Below are 14,983 nucleotides of genomic sequence, written 5' to 3' on the forward strand. Positions count from 1 at the left end.
GGACGGGTGCCATTGGCCCCACCGTACGCCCGTGGCTCATGACAGTACAACAAGCGATTACGAACCGCCGTCGGTCAGGAAGCCCGGTGAGCGGCCGCCGGGAACCCGGTCCGGGGTGTCCCCGCCCCAGGTCGTCACGGTCGGGCGCCCCCTCCTGGAGGCCCGGCGGAGCGGCGGACGACGGCCGCCGCGACGCGCCGTTTGCCCTACCCGGCCCCGGGCACGCCAGGGGGATGGGAACCACTGACCCGGCGGTGCTCACCGTCAACGCGGGATCGTCGAGCCTCCAACTCCACCTCGTCCGGGACGGTGAGGTCCTGCGCACCGAGCACACCGAGCGCAGCCCCGACCCCGAGACGGCCGAGCGGGCGATCGCGGACTTCCTCGACGCCGCCCCCGGCGTGGACCTCGCCGCGGTCGGCCACCGCCTCGTCCACGGGGGCGAGGCCGTGCGGGAGCCGACGGTCGTGGACGACGGCGTGCTGGAGGCGGTACGGGAGTACGCCGACCTCGCCCCGCTGCACGTGCCGCCCGCCCTCGCGCTCGTCGAGGCCGCCCGGCGCAGGCTGCCCGGCGTCCCGCACGTGCTCTGCCCCGACACCGCCTTCCACGCCGGGCTTCCCGACCGCGCCGCCACCTACGCGCTGCCCGCGGAGTGGAGGAGCCGTTACGGCCTGCGCCGCTACGGCTTCCACGGTCTGTCGTACGCCTGGGCGCTGGAACGGGCCGCGAAGCTGCTCGACCGGCCCGCCGGAACCCTCCAGGTGGTCCTGGCCCACCTCGGCGGAGGTTCCTCGGTGTGCGCCGTCCGCGAGGGGCGCAGCGTGGACACCTCGATGGGGTTCACCCCGCTGGAGGGGGTCCCGATGAGCAAGCGGTCGGGGAGCGTCGATCCCGGCATGCTGCTGTGGCTGCTGTCCGGTTCCCGGCTCACGCTCGACGAGTTGCGCGACGGCCTGGAACACCGGTCGGGGCTGCTCGGGCTCTCGGGCGGGAAGTCGGGCGACACCAGGGAACTGGTCGCCTCCGGGGATCCCGCGGCGGCGCTGGCGCTGGAGGTGTTCGAGCACCGGGTGAGCCGGGAGATCGCCGCCGCCGCGACGAGCCTGGACCGGCTCGACGCGCTCGTGTTCACCGGCGAGATCGGCTGGGACCAGCCGGAGGTCCGCGAGGGCGTCTGCCGCGGGCTCTCGCTGCTCGGTGTCGAGCCGCCCGCCCGTACCGGCCTCGACGCCGACGGTACGGTCAGCGCGCCCGGCGCGTCCGTGCCCGTACTGGTGGTCCGGCCGAGAGAGGAACTGCAACTCGCCCGCGACACCCTCGGCGCGCTCGGCTGACGTTCGCGGGGCGGCCCGCCCCTCCGTGTCCCTGCCGGGAGAGGACGGGGCGGGCCGCCACGCTGATCGCGGAGACGGTGGAACGGTGTGTCCCGCCAAGGGGATCCCGTCCTACGAGCGGTCGCCGAGATGCTAGGAGGCGCCCACCGAGGCCGAGACCGGCTGCCCGGCCGAGAGCGTCTGCCGCATCGGCTTGCCGACGTTACGCGCCGCGTTGGGGCTCTCCGGTGCCTCCTGGACGTCCGCGGGGTTGATCCGGCCGCCGTGCTCGTCGTGGTGGTCCGCGTCCGCGTCGTCGAACCACACGCCGCCGTCCGCGAGGTAGCGGAAGCGGATGGGCTGCCGTGCGGGGACCATCAGGCTCACCTGGTAGGTGCCGTCGTCCCTGCGTTGCATGGGATGGGCGTAGGGGTCCCAGTCGTTGAAGTCGCCGACCAGCGAGACCCCTCCGTGGGTCGGGCTCTCCGCTATGCTGAAAGTCAGCTTGACCTGGCCGTTCTTGGTCGGCTTACCGCGCTTGATCACTGAAATCCTCCTGACATCACTGTCTCCGTGCGTAACGTGCCGTGATCTTGGTTGCGGAAAGACGTGAAGATCACGCCAACTACCGGATCGCGCCGACGTGGACGTGACGCGACCAGGAGGCCGACGCCCAGTCACGGCCGAGCCGTCGATCCATATGGATCGTTACCGCCTGTAGCGGCAGGACAACCCGGACAGACCGATATTTGATCGGCATCACGTCCGACCTTGACCCGGCCATGATGGTTGACCGGCCCTGACCGGAGACGGGCGCGCGTCGGCCAGGATGGTGGGGTGAACATACGGCCGATCTCCCCGTCGTCGCTGGTGGAGGAACTCGCTGACCGGGTCACCGCGGGACCCCGTGACTCCTGGGTGCGCGTCGCGCTCGACGGGGCTCCGGCGGCGCGGCCGGAGGACCTCGCCGACGCGCTGGCCGACCCGCTCCGGCTCCGCGGCCGGGAGGTGCTCCACGTCTCCACCGCCGACTTCCTGCGCCCGGCCTCGCTCCGCTTCGAGTACGGCCGGACCGACCCGGACTCCTTCTACGCCGACTGGTTCGACTACGGGGGACTGGCCAGAGAGGTCCTGAGGCCGCTCGATCCCGGCCGGTCGGGGAAGGTGCTGCCCACGCTGTGGGACAGCGTCGTCGACAGGGCCACCCGCGCCCCCTACGTCACGGTCCCCCCGGGCGGGGTGTTGCTGCTGTCCGGCCCCCTGCTGCTGGGCCGGGGGCTGCCGTTCGAGCTGACCGTGCACCTGAGGCTCTCACCGGGCGCGCTCGCCCGGCGCACCCCGGAGGAGCGGCGCTGGACGCTGCCCGCCTACGCGCGCTACGAGGAGGAGGCGACCCCGGCGGAGGTCGCGGACGTGGTCGTCCGCGTCGACGACCCGAGACATCCGGCCCTGGTCACACCGTCATGACCCGTGCCCGGGCGGAACGGGGCACGAGACGGGGCCGGAGAAGATGACCAGGGCGGGGACGCGGGGGCGAACGCGAGGCCGAGGTGGGAGTCGGGCGGGAGCGGCGGGGCCGGGAGCGGACGGGTGATCGAACGCCGAAGCGGGGCGCGCCCCCCGGACACGCCCTGCCTCCGATCGCCCGGCGGTGGCGCTACACCCCCGCGCGCGAGGGCATCCTGCCCTCGGAGTACGAACCGCTGAACGACTCCTGCTCGATGGAGGACCGCGTCTCCTCGCGGATCTCCTCCATGCGCAGTGCGACTCCCACCGCGAAGAAGGTCGGCGCCCACTCGCCGATGAAGATCCCCCAGCGGTCCGCCCGGTCGACCCCCGCGCTCTCCTTCGAGTTCGACGTGAACCACACCGCGACCGACGCGCCGATCGAGGCGAGCCCGGCGACGTACATCGCGCTGGACTTAATGCCCATTTTGTGAAGCATATTGATCATTTCATCCCCCTGATGATGGTTCGTTCTTATGGTTACCCCGGGAAATCCCGGATAACCGAATGTGACGAACCGCAGGTGGCGGGCTCTCCGGGCGCGTGGGCCCCGTCGCCCTATGTCGTCCCGCGGGGGTGTACGCGATCGCGCTCGCCCCCCTCCCCGAGGCGTTCGAGGAGGTCCTGGCGCCTGGCTTCGAGCTCGCCGACGAGGTTCTCCTGCTCGTCGGCCTGGTTGATCATCATCGACCGCTCGGTGGAGTCGGTGGGCCCGACCTCCCCGACCTGTCTGCGCAGCTCGGCGACCTCGGCACGCAGTCTTTCCAAATCCTCGTCAACTTGCCGCAGCTCATCCTGAAGGCTCATTGGCTGTCCATACCCCTGCTTCCGGCCTCGACTCCACGGTCCTGGCCGTATCGCCCCGCCCCCGCTCGGCGGTCCCACGACCACGGTGACCTCGCCGGCGCCGTGGCCCCGGTGACCGGGAACCCGGCGGGCCCGGCCGGTGTACCTCCCGCATGAGACGAATCCTTCTCCTCCTGGCGCTCATCGTCCCCCTGCTGGCCCTCGGTGCCCCGGCGCGGGCGGGGGGCTGGGCGCTCACCGTGATGGACCCGGTCCCGGTGACGAGCCCGGACACGACGCACACCCTCGGCTTCTGGCTGCTCCAGCACGGCACCCATCCGTACGTGGGCGACGACCTGGGGGAGGTGGCGCTGAAGTTCACCGACGGCAAGAGGAGCCTCCAGTTCTCCGGGGTGGAGCTGAAGGAGCCCGCCCACTACGCCGCCGCGGTCTCCCTGCCCAGGGGCACCTGGGAGGTGGAGGCGATCCAGGGCTGGTTCGCGCCCTACCCGATCGGCACCCTGACCGTGCCCGGCCGGCTGAAGGTCGCCCCGGTTCCCAGGGAGTTCAGGCAGATGATCGCCAACCAGCCGCCGCAGGAGGATCACTGGGGCGTGATCCGCCCGCCGGGCGTCCCCGTCGGCGACGTCACTCCCGGCACCCCTCCCTCCAGGGCCGCCACCCCCGCGCCCGCCACCCCGGCGGCGGCGCCCGCCGGAGGCTCGCCGGGGGAGACGACCAGCGTCGCGATCGTGGACCGGGGATCCTGGTGGCGGCCCTCGTACGCGGTGGTGGCGCTCCTGGGGGTCGCCGCTCTCACGGCCCTCGCCTACCGGGTACGGCGACGCTGACCACCGGGGCATCGCCGGGGCGGGGGCGGGGCGGCTCGCCCGACGGCACGGGCCGGCGGGTCCTGCCCGTGCCTCGGGTCAGCGGAGCAGGGATCTCGCCGTCGGCGTCAGGTTCAGCCGCTCGGGAGGGGCGATCAGGCGCGCCGACAGCGCGGGAAGGACCTCCCGTGTCCACGTCGCCGAACGTGCGAGCCGCGCGGCGTGCTCGTCGTGCCGCTCCCGGCTCGCGAAGGCGGAGAACCACACGAAGACGTCCTCGCCGGTCCGTACCGGAAGGGCCGGATAGGTGTTCTCGGCGTGTTCGGTCCGCAGGCGGGCCAGCGGGGTGGCGCCCGTCTCCGCCAGCAGCGGTGCCACCCGGTCGTCGAAGAACCGGGCGAACCCGTCGCCGGGGATGTTCGGGTGGCAGACGGTCGCGGTGAACCACGACGAGGCCGTCGCCTCGTTCTCCGGGGGACCGGCCGTCACGGGACGGACGGCGCCCGAGAGGTCGAAGCCCGCTCCCGGATCCGCCGGGCGCAGCAGCAGGACGTCGTCCGAGTCGATCATCGTCCCGTTGGCCTCGTCGCGGTGGGCCTTCCAGACCGGTCCTCCGTAGAAGGCCGACAGCGCCTCGGCGCGCGACTCCATGTCACGGAACCCGCGCAGCCAGACGAACCGGTCGGGGTCGTCCCGGTCGCGGAACTGGCCGAGGACGCGCATGCCCACGGCCTCCTGGGACTCGACGAACTCCCTGTCGAACAGGGTGATCAGGTCGTCCCTCCTGCCGGGGCGCAGCGTGTACCGCCTCAGTTCGAGGATCGGGCAGCGGGTCTTCCCCGCCTGCCCGTGGCGGGCGTCGTTCGTCACCGTGGTCGGTCCTTCCCGGAACTGCTCAGTGGTGCCCGCATGCTAGGAGCGGGTCACTGACACCTCATGTCAGTGACCCGCTCCCGCGGCGGGGGGCGCCACCGCCGTGTCCGGCGTGTCCGGCCGGTTCGAACACGAAGCCCGTGACACGCGGGGTGTCACGGGCTCCTTGCCGTCAGTCGTCGTCCTGGTCGTTCTGGTCGTCGGCGTCGTCGGCGTCGTCATCGGTGTCGTTGGCGTCATCGGCGGCGTCGGCGGCCCGCTCGGCGGCGGTCTCGGTCTCCTGGTCCTGCTCCAGGATCGCGCCGCTGGTGGCGTCGATGTCGAACTCGTGCTCGACGTCACCCTGGAGCAGCTCGACCTCCCAGCTGGTGGGGGTCTCGTCGCCGTCGAACTCGGCCTTGACCAGCTTGGCGCCGGGCACCTTGTCCTGAGCGATCTTGATGGCCGCGTCCCGCTTGACCTTGGCCTCCGCCTCGCCGGGCGCGGGAGTCGCGGGAGTGGTCTGGGTCCCGGGCGTCTCGTTCACGGGTGCGGGGCTCGTGGCCGTACCGCTGGGTGCCGGGGTGGGCGTCGCGGTCCCGGCGAAGGCTACTGCGCCACCTCCGGAGACGACGGCGAGAAGTCCGGCAGCGGCGATGCTGAGTTTCGTCGTGTTTCGCATGTCCCCAAGCTTGCCGAGTCTCCCGTTAGGGGCACGCTGCGGAAACCCTAAAGGCAGGTTAAGGCCGCCGAGTCCCGTTCCCCCATGCTCTCTCCGCCCCAACCCGGCTGCCGGGGACCGTACGGGAATCCGGGGGTGACCGCGAGAACCTCACGAATGGGGTCTTGTCGAAGTGCGGTCAGAGGATCACTGTCGGAGCAGGGGGGTTCCAACCCTGGAGGATCGCCATGACTGAAGTCACCCGGTCCCACCCGCTCGGAGTCAGCCGCCCGGATCTGGCCGTGGCGGACCTGCCCGAGCCCGAGGAGGTCTTCGGAGTATCCCGGCTCGGCAAGAAGGAGCTGTTCAAGTACGCCGTCGGTCCCAGCCTCATCGCGCTCGGCATCTCCATCGGCAGCGGCGAGTGGCTGCTGGGGCCACAGGCCGTCGGTCAGTACGGGTTCGTCGGGGTGGGCTGGGTCATCCTGGTCTCGGCCATCCTGCAGACCTTCTACAACGTCGAGTGCTCGCGCTACGTCATGGCCACCGGTGAGGCGCCGGTGGTCGGCTGGGGACGGGTCCCGCCCGGCTTCCAGCTCTGGGTGCCGCTCTCGGTCTTCATCGTGATCTTCGCGTTCATCGCCGGGGGCTGGGCCGCCGCCGCCGGGCAGGGCGTCTACGCGCTCGTCCACGGGGAGGTCGCGCCCGCCGGGGCCGAGGAGCCCAGGCTGTGGGCGATCGGCCTGCTCCTGCTCGTCTTCCTCATCACCGCCGCCGCCCGCAAGATCAGCCGCGCCCTGGAACTCGCCAACTGGGGCATGATCGGCACGATCCTGGTCGCGCTGCTGGTCATCGATCTGTTCGTGGTGCCGTTCGAGATCTGGTGGGACGCGATCCGCGGTTTCGTCACCCCCGCGGCGCCACCCGCGGGGATCACCGCCACCCAGCTCGGCGCGCTGGCCGGGTTCACCGCGCTCGCCTCCGGGCTGAACTGGTACGTCATGGGCCACTACCGTGACAAGGGCTACGGCATGGGCTACCGGACCGGGTTCATCGCCGGGATGCGCGGGCCCAGGAGCGAGCTGCTGGCCAGCGGCGTTACCTTCCCGGACGACGAGGCCAACGCGGGCCGCTGGCGCCGCTGGTATCGCCTGCTGATGATCGACATGTGGGGTGTCTTCTTCGTCGGGGCCGTCCTCGGGATGCTGCTGCCCACCATCCTGATGTCCAGGGCGGTCGAGCTGTCCGGCGAGCGGCCGACCCAGGAGAACGTCCCGACGTTCGTGGCCAGCGCCCTGGGCGACGAGTACGGCCAGGCCATGTTCGTCGGCGCGCTGATCCTGGGGGTGCTGATCCTCTTCTCCACGCAGCTCGGCATCTTCGAGGCGATGGTCCGGGTGGTGACCGACGCCGCCCATGCCACCAGCCCCCGGCTGCGGGTGCTCATCGAGGGCGACCCCCGCAGGTTCTACTACCCGTTCATGTTCGGGCTGCTGGTGGTCATCTCTGTCGTGCTGCACCTGGCGCTCCCGATCAGCCTGGTGCAGTGGTCGGCCAACATGTCCAACCTGGGCGCGCTGATCTATCCGTTCATGCTCATGTACCTCAACGCCAGGTTGCCCCGCCCGGCACGCCCCCGCTGGTGGCACTACGTGATCCTGGCGCTGAACTTCCTGTTCTTCGGGTTCTTCTTCGTGAATTTCATCGCCGACTTCATCGGGGATCCGCTGGTCACCTTCTGACCCCTGTCCGATCCCTGCGCCCTCGCGTCCCCGTGCCGGACCTCCGGCACGGGGACGCGGTGCGCCGGGGCTGAACCCGGCCCGCCGGTCCTGCGTACCTGCTGGTGAAAGCGACCTCGAAACCGGTGGTACGGGGCCGGGCGCGAGCGGTGGTCCGGCTCGCGGCCGGGCGCGAGCCGCCGTCGTGCCCGCACGCCCTCGTGCCCGTACGTCCTCGATGACGCGGATCTCCACGCTGGAAGGATTGGGATGGACGACATCACGGCCTCCGTCGGGACTCTTCGCCCCCGCTCCGAGACCTCGTGCCCCTCGTGGTGCGAGCGCGAGCACTCCACCATGTACGTCACCCACGCGGCCGACATCGCCGAGCTGCGCAACCCCGACGGCTCCACGGTGACCGTCACGCTCTCCCAGCACGTCCAGCCGGGGTACGTGGGGGAGCGGGTGGTGCGCGTCTACACCTGCCTCGGTGAGGAGACCGGCATCGCCGACCTGTCACCGGACTCCGCCGAGTCGGTCGGGCGCTCGATCGTCGCCTTCTCGCCCGAGGGATCCATGCGCGCGTACGGCCTGGCCCTGCAACGGGCCGCCGCCTACTTACTGCTCCCCGGGCTGGAGGTGTCCCGCGACGGGGAGGACGCGGCGAGGCCGGTCAGGGGGCCCGGAGAGTCCTCCGCCGAGTCGCTCTCGCAGGAGAAGCTGTTCAGGATCGCGTTCCTGTCCGGCTACCTCAACGTGACGAGGGCGCCGGAACCGTTGAGCGGGGGCATGGTCGAACGCCGTCTCAGCCGCGTGCTGTCACCGAGGGAGACGAGCGAGCTGTGCGACATCGTGCGCGGCATGCTGTCGCGCCGCGCCGCCGCGAGCCGGGGAACCCTCCGCGGCGACACGCACCGCGGCACATACGGCGACGCGCGCGGTGACATGCGGGGTGACATGCGCGGTGACGTGCGCAAGGACGCGCACGGTGACATGCGCGGAGATGTGCTCGGCGACGCGTACGGCCTCGCGTCGGGACTGTAGTTCCGAAGGGTTTCGGACACGGTCCGCCGGGCGGGAAGATAGCGGTAAAGGAGATTTGTCTCGATCTGCACTTGCGGTTGCAAGTGCAGGCGCAAGTGCGTGCGTGGCGGAGCTGTGCGAAACGCGCCGTATATGTGAAACTGTGGCACCGTAGGGAAGGTGCGACAGGGAGCCCACATGGCCAGACAGACCGCGGAAGACAGCGGCGAGCAAGGCGGCGTTCTCACGTACACGGGCGGTGGCGGCCCCACCATCCTGCGGATTCTCCTGGGCGCCCAGCTGCGGAGGCTGCGCGTCGCCAAGGACATCACCCGTGAGCAGGCCGGCTACGCCATCCGCGCCTCCCACGCCAAGATCAGCCGGCTGGAGCTCGGCAGGGTCGGCTTCAAGGAACGCGACGTCGCGGACCTGCTGACGATGTACGGGGTGACCGATACCCAGGAAAGGGCTCCGCTGCTCGCGCTGGCCCGCCAGGCCAACGCCCCCGGCTGGTGGCACAAGTACGGAGACCTGCTCCCCGACTGGTTCCAGGTCTACGTCGGGCTCGAAGAGGCCGCCTCGATCGTCCGGACCTACGAGGTGCAGTTCATTCCCGGCCTCCTGCAGAGTCCCGAGTACGCGCGGGCCGTCATCATGCTCGTGCACGGCTCCGCCGCCGCCGACGAGGTCGACCGCCGCGTCGCGCTCCGCATGGCCCGCCAGGAGCGCCTGACCAGGCCCGACGCCCCGACGCTCTGGGCCGTGATGGACGAGGCCGTGCTGCGGCGGCCCATCGGCGGGGCCCACGTGCTGCGCGCCCAGATCGACCACCTGCTCGACGTCGTCGAGCAGCCCAACGTCAGGCTGCAGATCATGCCGTTCGAGCGGGGCGGCCACGCCGCGGCCGGTGGCCCGTTCTCCATCCTGCGCTTCCCCGAGCGGGACCTGCCCGACGTGGTCTACCTGGAGCAGCTGACGAGCGCCCTCTACGTGGACAAGCTCGAGGAGACCGACCACTACATGCAGGTCATGGACCGCCTGTGCATCCAGGCGTACTCCGTCTCCGAGAGCAAGCGGTTCCTTCGCGACCTTCGTGAGGAGATCCCGGACTGACCTGACTCGGCATGGTTCCAGGGGAAGTTGTGATGTCTGGTGACTGGGAGCCCTCTTGTCCAGTTATTAGACGAAATATCGGTTCATGATCTGAAAGCTTTGATCGCTCGTCTACCATGCGGGAAAGACGTGGTGAAGGCGAGGATATGACTGAGCACGAGCAGGCTCCGCCGGGAATCGACCCTACGGTCCCGAGTGTGGCTCGTATGTACGACTACTACCTGGGAGGCAAGGACAACTTCGCCTCCGACCGGATCGCCGGTGAGAAGATCGTCGAGTTGGTCCCCAACGTCAAGGACGTCGCGCGCTCCAACCGCGCCTTCCTCGGGCGCACCGTGCGGCATCTCGTCGCCGCGGGGATCCGCCAGTTCATCGACATCGGCACGGGCCTGCCGACGCAGGAGAACGTGCACCAGGTCGTCCTGCGTGAGGCGCCCGACTCCCGGATCGTGTACGTCGACAACGACCCCATCGTGCTCGTCCACGCCCGCGCGCTGCTCGCCGACAACGCGCAGACCGTCGTGATCCCCGGTGACCTGCGGGAGCCGGAGGCGATCCTCGACCACCCGGACGTCCGTGAGCGCATCGACTTCGACCAGCCGGTCGCCGTCCTCATGGTGTCCATCCTGCACTTCGTCGCCGACGACGAGGAGGTCTCCGGCATCGCCGCCTCCTTCGGGAAGCGGCTGGCCTCCGGCAGCCACGTGGTGATCTCCCACGTCACCTCGGGCGACCTCACCGAGGAGCAGGTGCGCCAGGGCCGCGGCGTCTACGGCACGACCACCGCGGGCGGCATCTTCCCCCGTACCCTCACCCAGATCCGCGGTCTGTTCGACGGGCTGGAGATGCTCGAACCCGGCCTGGTGCCCGTCTACGACTGGCGTCCCGAATCCGGCGACGTCGTCATCCCGCCGGGAGCCGGAGCCATCACCGTGGGAGCCGTCGGGCGCGTCCCGTAGGGACCGTCTCGCCCCCGTCCGCGTTCCTCCCCGGGAGCGCGCCCGGGGATTCTCCGGACGCCGTCCGGGTCTCCCCGGGCGCCCTCGGCCGACACCGGGCCGGAAAAGGTGAACCCGCCGGAGCCGGTGAGCGTATCTGAAGGATGTTGACACATTCGTGCCAGACCGGTGTCGCCAGGAACGTCCGGGCGGTCGCCACGGTGATTCTCGCCCTGTCCTTCTCCGTCGCCTGCAGCGCGGAGCAGCCCCCGGCCGCTCCCGCCGCCGCGGCCGGAGCCGCCGCCCCCGCGGGCCCGCCCCCGACCGTCGAGCAACTCGCCAAGAAGGTCGACTGCAAGCCCCAGATCCAGGTCGACGCGGTCGACATCCGGACGGGGGCCTGCAAGACCTCCGTCGGCCAGTTCTTCATCAGCACCTTCGTCACCCAGTCCGGCAAGGACCAGTGGATGGACCAGGCGCCGGAGTACAACCCCCACCTGGTCGGGGAGCTGTGGACCGTGCTGGGCGCCAGGAAGGTCCTGGACGAGTTGCGCGTGACGCTCGGCGGGGACCTGCACCTGACCGACCACCGGGTGACCCCGACCCCCACGCCACCCGCGGGATGATTCCCCTCACGCCACCCGCCGGGTGACCCCGACCCTCACGCCGCCCACCGGGTGACTCCCCTCACGCCACCCGCCGGGTGATCCCGGCCCTCACGCCGCCCACCGGGTGATTCCTCCCCGCGCCGTCCGCAGGGTGATTCCCTCCCCACGCCGTCCGCAAGGTGGTTCCTCCCCGGCGCGGCCCGCGGGGTGACGAGCGCGGTCGGCCCGCACCAGGCGAGCACGCCTGGTGCGGGCCGGGGTCGCGTACCGTCTTGACGTCCGACCCACCGGAGCAACACTTGCCGTAGCAGTGCTAGATGTGCGAGCGGCATTATTGCTAGCAGGGATCGGCCTGGTAGCGGTGCTAGCATCTGCGGGATGTCCACACACGAGCGCCGCGAGCGCGAGCGGGCGCGACGCCATCGGCTGATCGTGACGGTCGCTCGCGAGCTGGCCGAGGCCGAGGGTTGGGAGGCGGTCACGACGCGCCGTCTCGCCGAGCGTATCGAATACAGCCAGCCGGTCCTCTACAGCCACTTCGCGGGCAAGGACGCCATCGTGGCGGCCGTCGCCCTGGAGGGGTTCGCCGAGCTCGCCGCCGAGCTGGGCAAGGCCCGCGCGGCGGCCGCCGGCCCCCGCGAGGCGCTCGCCGCCCTGATCCACGCCTACGCCGGCTTCGCCGGCCTGAACCCGTCGCTGTACGACGCCATGCTCACCCTCGCCGTCGACCTCCCCTTCGGCCGTCCCGACACGCCCGCTCCCCTCCAGGCCGCCTTCACCGAGTTCCGCGAGGCGATCGCCGCCTTCGCCGACGGCCGCGACACCGGCGTCCTGGCCGAGATCGCCTGGGGTTCCGTCCACGGTCTCGTCACCCTCACCCGCAGTGGCCGCCTTCCTGCCGACCACCACGAGCGGCGGCTGGCGATGCTGATCGACCAGCTCGCCGCGTCCGCCGACCGGCGGTAGCCCCGGGCCCTCCTGGCGTACGTGTCTCCTGACAGGCTCGCGGGCTCTCGGGTTATGGGGAGGGGCGAACTTTATCCCTGAATGAAATAGATACGGCATTGCCTGCTGATTCGCCGGTCCGTAGCATCCGTCCCATGTCCATCACACGTGAGTTCGCCTACGCATCGCCCTCGCGTCCCGCTGACGGCGAGTGCGTGTGGTATCGCTCCAAGGGCGACCTCTATGACCTGATTCGCACGGGCAGCGACGGAGATTTCCGCTATCACATCTTCCATGCCCGCGACGGCCGCTATCTCCAGGCCTTCGCCTCCTGGCAGGACGGCCTGGAGTGGATCGAGGAGCGTGTCGAGGGCGAGTAGCCCGGGGCCGCCCGGGGTCGTCTGGGGTCCCGGTCCCGGGCACGGACGGCCACGACCGTCGCCGCCGGAACGGAGGCCCCGGACGGAGGTCCTGGAACGGGGTCAGGGCACCAGACGCAGCGCCGGGCGCTGGTCGGGCAGGTCGAGCAACTCGCGTACCCGGGAGACGGGCCAGGCCAGCTGGGTGGCGAGGCGCGCCATGGTGAGGCCGGTCTCCGAGACGGCCAGGTCGAAGGCCCTGCGCAGCAGCACGGGCTGCTCGCCGGGATAGCCGCTGATCGGCTCGGCGGCGAAGCCCGGCTGGTCGCGCAGCGTCTTGAGCCGCTGGTAGGCGCGGCTCGCCGCCGAATCGGAGATCAGGCCGACCTCGCGGCAGCGGTACAGCAGGGAGTCGACCGACACGCCCCAGGTGTGCTTGAGCTCGACCAGCCTGCGCAGGTCGAGGCGGCCGGGCAGCTCCGGCAGGATGCTGTCGCGCGGGGTCAGGAACTCGGCGGCGAAGACGTCGGCCTCCCGCTCCTGCTGCGTGTCTCCCGACGCGGTGTCGCCGTGCAGCACCAGATGCCCCAGCTCGTGGGCGGCGGTGAAACGGTAGCGGTGGATGTCGTCGAACCGGTTGGCGGTCAGCACCACGATCGGGCGGGGCAGCTGGGAGGTGGAGAAGGCGTCCACCGTGGTGGCGTCCTCGTCCGGGGGCGGGAAGACCACGACGATCCCGTGCGCCTCCATGTGCCGGACGATGTGCGACAGCGGGCCGGTGCCCAGCCCCCAGAGCCGCCGCAGGGCGCGGGCGGCCTGGGCGGGGTCGCCGGCCAGCTCCACGCCGGAGTGGACCTCGCCGCCTGAGAAGCCGGGAAGGGCGACGTGCGGCAGCCTGACCTGCCTCTCCAGGGCGTGGGCCAGCTCCCACACCTGCTCGACGAAGGCCGCGGCCTTGGCCCGCTGGTGCGCGCGGGTGGAGCGCAGGCTCCTGAAGTGCGCCATCGAGCCGTCGAGCTTGCCGTGCGGGCGGCCCAGCAGGAAGAACGCCGGCGGCACGCCGAGCGTGTCGGCCAGGCGGGGGACGAGGTCGGCCCGGGGGCGGGTCATGCCCGTCTCGTACTGCCCCACCGCCGCGGGGGTGACGCCGATCCGTTCGGCCAGATCCTTCTTCGTCATCCCCGCCAGCTGCCGTGCCTGGGTCAGCCGCCCCTGGTCGAACGCGTCGGCCACGGCCTGCGGGCTCGGCCCGCCGCTCCCGGTGTCGCCGGGAGCGCCGAACAGAGGGGTCTGGTTACGGTTGCTCATTGTCGCCGGTGACCACGGTTTCCTCGGGTGCCTCGCTGCTTACGGGGAAGATCTTGCCATTCTTCCGCTCCACCGGGGACCTCGTGCTCAACGCGAGCGCGGGTACGAGACCGTCGTCGAAGCGTGACGCGGCACCGGGCTCCGCCGCCCACAGGTCATGGACGGCGCCGGGGGAGGCGGCGGGCAGCGGGATCGGCTCGTGGTGCAGCCAGCGGATCCTGCCGAACTCGTCGATGAGCTCCGCCTCGCCCCAGTAGAGCCGCAGCAGGCCGGCCTGCGCGTTGCCCGCGTAGGCGATCGGGACCAGCCGGGTGTCGCCGGGCAGCCCGGTGAGGGCGGGACGCACCGTGGCCGGCCCGTCCGGCCCGTCCGCCCCGGCGGACAGGTCCAGCTCCTCCTGGGCGGACTCCTCCGCGAGCGCCAGGTCCAGCTCCTCCTGGCGGTAGGAGGTCGCCGGGCCGAACCTGTCGAACAGCTCGCGCACCAGCGAGGAGATGCGGCCGTCACTGACGCGGGCCTCGGAGATCGGCGTGCGGTCGTCCTCGGCGTAGCGGAAGGGCAGCAGCAGGTTGCCGCCCAGGACCACCAGGTGGTGCGGCGAGCCGTGCGGCCTGACCAGCTGGAAGCCCGGTTCGTCGCGCAGCCCCTCGGCGATCGCCTCGTAGCGCCTGGCCATCAGGGTGAAGCCGTAGGTGTATCGCTTGTCGCTGTGCCCGGAACTCTGCGCGTCCTGCGCGTTGCCCATCGCCTCCAGCAGTGACGTGGCCACCCGGCGCCGTACGATGTCGGCGCGGTCGCCGAACCGCTCGCTCGCCCAGCCCGATGTCCGGTTTCTCCCCTGGCCGGACACCTGGCCCGGCCCTGTCCGGCCCGGTCCGTCCTGGGGTGACAACGACGACCCCGCGCTCATCGGCGACCTCCGCTCAGACTTCGCTGCGCGCCGGGCGATCGTCGCCGGCACTTCATTTCCGCGCATCATACTGCCGCGAAGACTCTAGTTGATGTTGCGTGTCTCTC

At 71.1% G+C, this 14,983-nt stretch carries 17 protein-coding genes; 10 read left to right on the forward strand and 7 right to left on the reverse strand.

Annotated elements, in window-relative coordinates:
• Positions 1-233 precede the first annotated feature (233 nt).
• Positions 234-1,337, forward strand: a complete 1,104-nt coding sequence (locus AC5L38_RS14460) for an acetate/propionate family kinase (protein WP_495243297.1) — start codon at positions 234-236, stop codon at positions 1,335-1,337.
• Positions 1,338-1,469: 132 nt separating this feature from the next.
• Here AC5L38_RS14460 and AC5L38_RS14465 read toward each other — a convergent pair whose 3' ends face one another.
• Positions 1,470-1,862: an isoamylase early set domain-containing protein gene (locus tag AC5L38_RS14465; protein WP_495243298.1), complete on the reverse strand. Its 393-nt coding sequence runs from the start codon at positions 1,860-1,862 to the stop codon at positions 1,470-1,472.
• Between the two features lie 291 nt (positions 1,863-2,153).
• On the opposite strand from AC5L38_RS14465, the gene AC5L38_RS14470 reads away from it, so the two are divergent.
• Positions 2,154-2,783, forward strand: a complete 630-nt coding sequence (locus AC5L38_RS14470; protein ID WP_495243299.1) for a nucleoside/nucleotide kinase family protein — start codon at positions 2,154-2,156, stop codon at positions 2,781-2,783.
• Between the two features lie 190 nt (positions 2,784-2,973).
• Here AC5L38_RS14470 and AC5L38_RS14475 read toward each other — a convergent pair whose 3' ends face one another.
• Both AC5L38_RS14475 and AC5L38_RS14480 read right to left on the reverse strand, forming a co-directional pair.
• On the reverse strand, positions 2,974-3,249 hold the full coding sequence (locus AC5L38_RS14475; RefSeq protein ID WP_495243300.1) for a hypothetical protein: 276 nt from the start codon (positions 3,247-3,249) through the stop codon (positions 2,974-2,976).
• A 131-nt stretch (positions 3,250-3,380) separates the two neighbouring features.
• Entirely contained in the window at positions 3,381-3,629 is a 249-nt protein-coding gene (locus AC5L38_RS14480; protein WP_495243301.1) for a hypothetical protein, read from the reverse strand.
• 152 nt (positions 3,630-3,781) lie between these two features.
• On the opposite strand from AC5L38_RS14480, the gene AC5L38_RS14485 reads away from it, so the two are divergent.
• Entirely contained in the window at positions 3,782-4,459 is a 678-nt protein-coding gene (locus tag AC5L38_RS14485; RefSeq protein WP_495243302.1) for a hypothetical protein, read from the forward strand.
• Between the two features lie 78 nt (positions 4,460-4,537).
• Here AC5L38_RS14485 and AC5L38_RS14490 read toward each other — a convergent pair whose 3' ends face one another.
• Together AC5L38_RS14490 and AC5L38_RS14495 are read right to left on the reverse strand one after the other, a co-directional pair.
• Positions 4,538-5,308: an NIPSNAP family protein gene (locus AC5L38_RS14490; RefSeq protein WP_495243303.1), complete on the reverse strand. Its 771-nt coding sequence runs from the start codon at positions 5,306-5,308 to the stop codon at positions 4,538-4,540.
• A 175-nt stretch (positions 5,309-5,483) separates the two neighbouring features.
• Positions 5,484-5,972, reverse strand: a complete 489-nt coding sequence (locus tag AC5L38_RS14495; protein WP_495243304.1) for a PepSY domain-containing protein — start codon at positions 5,970-5,972, stop codon at positions 5,484-5,486.
• 227 nt (positions 5,973-6,199) lie between these two features.
• On the opposite strand from AC5L38_RS14495, the gene AC5L38_RS14500 reads away from it, so the two are divergent.
• From AC5L38_RS14500 to AC5L38_RS14530, 7 genes are all read left to right on the forward strand, one after another.
• The gene (locus tag AC5L38_RS14500; protein WP_495243305.1) at positions 6,200-7,693 is read left to right on the forward strand and encodes an Nramp family divalent metal transporter; all 1,494 of its coding nucleotides are present in this window, start codon (positions 6,200-6,202) and stop codon (positions 7,691-7,693) included.
• 249 nt (positions 7,694-7,942) lie between these two features.
• Entirely contained in the window at positions 7,943-8,716 is a 774-nt protein-coding gene (locus AC5L38_RS14505; RefSeq protein WP_495243306.1) for a hypothetical protein, read from the forward strand.
• A 177-nt stretch (positions 8,717-8,893) separates the two neighbouring features.
• Positions 8,894-9,808, forward strand: coding sequence for a Sco1979 family transcriptional regulator (locus tag AC5L38_RS14510; protein ID WP_495243307.1), 915 nt, complete (start codon positions 8,894-8,896; stop codon positions 9,806-9,808).
• 146 nt (positions 9,809-9,954) lie between these two features.
• Positions 9,955-10,767, forward strand: a complete 813-nt coding sequence (locus AC5L38_RS14515) for an SAM-dependent methyltransferase (protein WP_495243308.1) — start codon at positions 9,955-9,957, stop codon at positions 10,765-10,767.
• A gap of 143 nt (positions 10,768-10,910) precedes the next feature.
• Positions 10,911-11,372, forward strand: a complete 462-nt coding sequence (locus tag AC5L38_RS14520; RefSeq protein WP_495243309.1) for a hypothetical protein — start codon at positions 10,911-10,913, stop codon at positions 11,370-11,372.
• A gap of 360 nt (positions 11,373-11,732) precedes the next feature.
• Complete coding sequence (locus tag AC5L38_RS14525) at positions 11,733-12,320, forward strand: TetR/AcrR family transcriptional regulator (protein WP_495243310.1); 588 nt, start codon at positions 11,733-11,735, stop codon at positions 12,318-12,320.
• 134 nt (positions 12,321-12,454) lie between these two features.
• Positions 12,455-12,679 (forward strand): hypothetical protein, encoded by a 225-nt coding sequence (locus AC5L38_RS14530; protein ID WP_495243311.1) that lies wholly within the window; start codon positions 12,455-12,457, stop codon positions 12,677-12,679.
• A gap of 102 nt (positions 12,680-12,781) precedes the next feature.
• On the opposite strand, the gene AC5L38_RS14535 is transcribed toward AC5L38_RS14530, so the two are convergent.
• Both AC5L38_RS14535 and AC5L38_RS14540 read right to left on the reverse strand, forming a co-directional pair.
• A complete protein-coding gene (locus AC5L38_RS14535) occupies positions 12,782-13,966 on the reverse strand; it encodes an XRE family transcriptional regulator (RefSeq protein WP_495243312.1) in 1,185 nt (394 codons plus the stop codon).
• Positions 13,953-14,876 (reverse strand): hypothetical protein, encoded by a 924-nt coding sequence (locus tag AC5L38_RS14540; protein ID WP_495243313.1) that lies wholly within the window; start codon positions 14,874-14,876, stop codon positions 13,953-13,955. Before AC5L38_RS14540 ends, AC5L38_RS14535 begins: the two co-directional genes overlap by 14 nt.
• Positions 14,877-14,983: the final 107 nt, after the last annotated feature.

Source organism: Streptosporangium nanhuense, assembly GCF_059358815.1.

What these genes read in the sequence shown, in the direction of transcription:
- AC5L38_RS14460 (WP_495243297.1), top strand. Translation starts at nt 234, where the DNA reads ATGGGAACCACTGACCCGGCGGTGCTCACCGTCAACGCGGGATCGTCG.
- AC5L38_RS14475 (WP_495243300.1), bottom strand. Translation starts at nt 3,249, where the DNA reads ATGGGCATTAAGTCCAGCGCGATGTACGTCGCCGGGCTCGCCTCGATC.
- AC5L38_RS14480 (WP_495243301.1), bottom strand. Translation starts at nt 3,629, where the DNA reads ATGAGCCTTCAGGATGAGCTGCGGCAAGTTGACGAGGATTTGGAAAGA.
- AC5L38_RS14485 (WP_495243302.1), top strand. Translation starts at nt 3,782, where the DNA reads ATGAGACGAATCCTTCTCCTCCTGGCGCTCATCGTCCCCCTGCTGGCC.
- AC5L38_RS14495 (WP_495243304.1), bottom strand. Translation starts at nt 5,972, where the DNA reads ATGCGAAACACGACGAAACTCAGCATCGCCGCTGCCGGACTTCTCGCC.
- AC5L38_RS14500 (WP_495243305.1), top strand. Translation starts at nt 6,200, where the DNA reads ATGACTGAAGTCACCCGGTCCCACCCGCTCGGAGTCAGCCGCCCGGAT.
- AC5L38_RS14505 (WP_495243306.1), top strand. Translation starts at nt 7,943, where the DNA reads ATGGACGACATCACGGCCTCCGTCGGGACTCTTCGCCCCCGCTCCGAG.
- AC5L38_RS14510 (WP_495243307.1), top strand. Translation starts at nt 8,894, where the DNA reads ATGGCCAGACAGACCGCGGAAGACAGCGGCGAGCAAGGCGGCGTTCTC.
- AC5L38_RS14515 (WP_495243308.1), top strand. Translation starts at nt 9,955, where the DNA reads ATGACTGAGCACGAGCAGGCTCCGCCGGGAATCGACCCTACGGTCCCG.
- AC5L38_RS14520 (WP_495243309.1), top strand. Translation starts at nt 10,911, where the DNA reads ATGTTGACACATTCGTGCCAGACCGGTGTCGCCAGGAACGTCCGGGCG.
- AC5L38_RS14525 (WP_495243310.1), top strand. Translation starts at nt 11,733, where the DNA reads ATGTCCACACACGAGCGCCGCGAGCGCGAGCGGGCGCGACGCCATCGG.
- AC5L38_RS14530 (WP_495243311.1), top strand. Translation starts at nt 12,455, where the DNA reads ATGTCCATCACACGTGAGTTCGCCTACGCATCGCCCTCGCGTCCCGCT.
- AC5L38_RS14535 (WP_495243312.1), bottom strand. Translation starts at nt 13,966, where the DNA reads ATGAGCAACCGTAACCAGACCCCTCTGTTCGGCGCTCCCGGCGACACC.
- AC5L38_RS14540 (WP_495243313.1), bottom strand. Translation starts at nt 14,876, where the DNA reads ATGAGCGCGGGGTCGTCGTTGTCACCCCAGGACGGACCGGGCCGGACA.